General features: G+C 54.6%; 3 protein-coding genes. All 3 read left to right on the top strand.

What is annotated here, in order from left to right; all coding sequences use genetic code 11:
* Positions 1 to 184: 184 nt before the first annotated feature.
* Entirely contained in the window at positions 185 to 706 is a 522-nt protein-coding gene (locus VSQ61_RS22540) for a DUF6431 domain-containing protein (protein WP_300785351.1), read from the top strand.
* A gap of 65 nt (positions 707 to 771) precedes the next feature.
* Positions 772 to 2,019 (top strand): DDE-type integrase/transposase/recombinase, encoded by a 1,248-nt coding sequence (locus VSQ61_RS22535; protein ID WP_334346560.1) that lies wholly within the window; start codon positions 772 to 774, stop codon positions 2,017 to 2,019.
* Positions 2,020 to 2,635: ExeA family protein (locus tag VSQ61_RS22530; RefSeq protein WP_334346559.1), on the top strand; the 616-nt coding region annotated here is incomplete at its 3' end. It lies immediately after the preceding gene.

Below are 2,635 nucleotides of genomic sequence, written 5' to 3'. Positions count from 1 at the left end.
AAATTAAATAAGGTATGGGATATTTTAATCTGATATATTTTCCGTCAGATTATTTCATCTCCATACCTTTTGTGCTATCCTTTTATCTGATACGCAGAAAAAAGGACAGGAACCCTCACCGACCAAAGTTTGTGTCCCTGTCCTTACTCACACCATGGCGGACGGTTCCGCCACAGACAAGGATATGATAACAGTAATCACAGAAGAATGCAACGAAATTTCACAGGAATTTTATGATGATGCCATGGATTCCATCCAGATCTGCCAGCTGGAGTGTTCCTGCGGCCACTGCGGCTGCCTCGCAGGGCACGGGGCCTATACCCGCTCCATAAAAACAGCACTGGGAAAGATCCCCCTTGTCATACGCAGGGTGCAGTGCAGCCTCTGCAATGCCACCCATGCCCTCCTTCCCTCCGGCATCGTCCCCTACTCCCAGGTCCTCCTCACGGACCACGCCGCCATAGCTTCTTCCTTTGAAGATGGGAGGGACGGCAGGGAGGTGATGGATACGAACCCGGAACTCTCTCCCAGCCAGGTCTTTTACATCCTGTCCTTATATATCCGTTTCTGGCGGCAGCGTCTCTTAAGCGAAAGCCTCCCGCTGTCCCCCGCCCATGCCCTCACTAAGCCCTGCATCCGCCTTTTCGGACGCCAGTTCATGCAGATAAAAAATACCAGGAACCTCTTCTTTGTGCCGCCTACATAACTTTGGGTGACTCCCATGCCCCTTTCCCTTATGATGACATAAAAACATAAGGAGGTTTCAGATCAATGGAACAGGAATACAGACATGCCATCGCGTTGATGCGCTATTCGGCCATCGCTCCGCTCATCCCCGGCCTGCCGGAAGGGTACCGGAATCTGGCGGACTATCTGGAGAAAACATCACAAAAAGGACTGCTGCATCCGAACGGGGAGGTCAGGAATTATGCACCCAAAACACTCTACAAATGGTATTTCACCTACCAGAAAGGGGGATTTGACGCCCTGCTTCCTGCCGGGAGGAATGACTGCGGCAGATCCAGAAAGCTGGACGATGACCTGAAAGAAAAAATCTCATATCTGAAAGGACGCTATCCCCGCATGGGTGCAGCCGCCATTTTCCGGCAGTTAAAGGAGGACGGCAGCATAAAAGGCGGCGAAGTCTCCGAGTCCACTGTGAACAGGTATGTGAACCGGCTCGCCCTGGAAGCAGGAAGTACGCCCGTCCAGGATATGCGGCGCTATGAACGCCCCCATGTGAACGAAGTCTGGTGCGGGGATTCCAGCGTCGGGCCGTACCTCAGGACAGCAGACGGCAGGAAACGCAGGGTATATGTGATCGCCCTGATCGATGACGCAAGCCGCCTTGTCACCGGGGCAGGGGTGTTCTTCGAGGATACCTTCGTAAACCTCATGTCAGTGATGAAAAGCGCTGTGGCAAAGTACGGCGTGCCCAGGATGTTCAATTTCGATAACGGCAGCGCCTATAAGAACAAACAGATGGAACTGCTGGCCGCCCGCATCGGAACCACCATTAATTACTGCAAACCCTATACCCCGACAGCCAAGGCCAAGGTAGAGAGATGGTTCCGGACCATGAAGGACCAGTGGATGGCCTCCCTGGATATGCGGGATTTCCCTTCCCTGGAGGCCCTTTCCGGAAGCCTGTGCGCCTACGTCCGAGGCTACAACCTTTCCGCCCATTCCTCCCTTAAGGGGAGCTCCCCTCAGGAACGTTTCTTCTCCGAGCCGGAAAAGGTACGCCGTCTCCCGGAAGAAAAGATGAAAACGGATTTCCTCCTGGAACTGGAGCGCAGGGTATCCGCAGACAGTGTGGTCACCATCGGGAACGTGGAGTATGAGGTGGACATGCGCTTTGCCAGGCAGAGGATACGGCTGCGCTGCTCTCCGGGCATGGACGAGGTCTATGTGGCAGAGGCGGACGGCACCCTGCTCCCGGTAAGGCTCTTGAACAAGCAGGAGAACGCTTCCGTGAAGCGGGAAAAACTCCTCCTTTCCGAAGGGGGTGAGGGATAAATGGAAAAAGGACATTCCATGGAAGTTTTGCGTTTCGGGCTGGAATTCAACCCTTTCCTGAAGAATTCCAAAGAGATCCTGGTGGAGACGGCCCAGTACCGGGAAGCCCTCTTCCGCCTTTCCTATCTGGCTAAGACAAAGGGCTTCGGCCTGCTCACGGGCGGGCCGGGGCGGGGCAAGACCACTGCCGTGAGAAACTGGGCGGCAGCACTGAACCCTTCCCTCTACAAGGTGGTCTATTCCTGCCTCTCCACGCTCACCGTTTCGGATTTCTACCGCAGCCTCGTGGAATCCCTGGGCGGGCAGCCCTCCTTCCGCAAGCCGGATAACTTCCGTTCCATACAGGAGGAAGTCAGCCGGCTGTGCCTGGAGAAGAAAAAGACCCCCGTCATCATTATTGATGAAGCGAATTATATAGGCAATGCAATCCTGAATGACTTAAAACTCCTGTTTAACTTCGAGATGGATTCCAGGGACCGGGCCGTGATCCTTTTGTGCGGCCTGGGGCAGCTGAACAATACCCTGCGCCTGTCCGTCCACGAGCCTCTGCGCCAGAGGCTCGTGATGAACTTCCACATGGAGGGCATGACGAAAGAGGAGGGGAGGACTTTCATCC

It is taken from the genome of Candidatus Merdisoma sp. JLR.KK006 (assembly GCF_036941035.1).
Taxonomy (GTDB): domain Bacteria; phylum Bacillota; class Clostridia; order Lachnospirales; family Lachnospiraceae; genus Laedolimicola.
This window is presented reverse-complemented; position numbering and strand designations above follow the sequence as displayed.

Excerpts from the sequence above, each read along its gene's own strand:
- VSQ61_RS22540 (WP_300785351.1), top strand. The coding sequence starts at position 185 with ATGATAACAGTAATCACAGAAGAATGCAACGAAATTTCACAGGAATTT.
- VSQ61_RS22535 (WP_334346560.1), top strand. The coding sequence starts at position 772 with ATGGAACAGGAATACAGACATGCCATCGCGTTGATGCGCTATTCGGCC.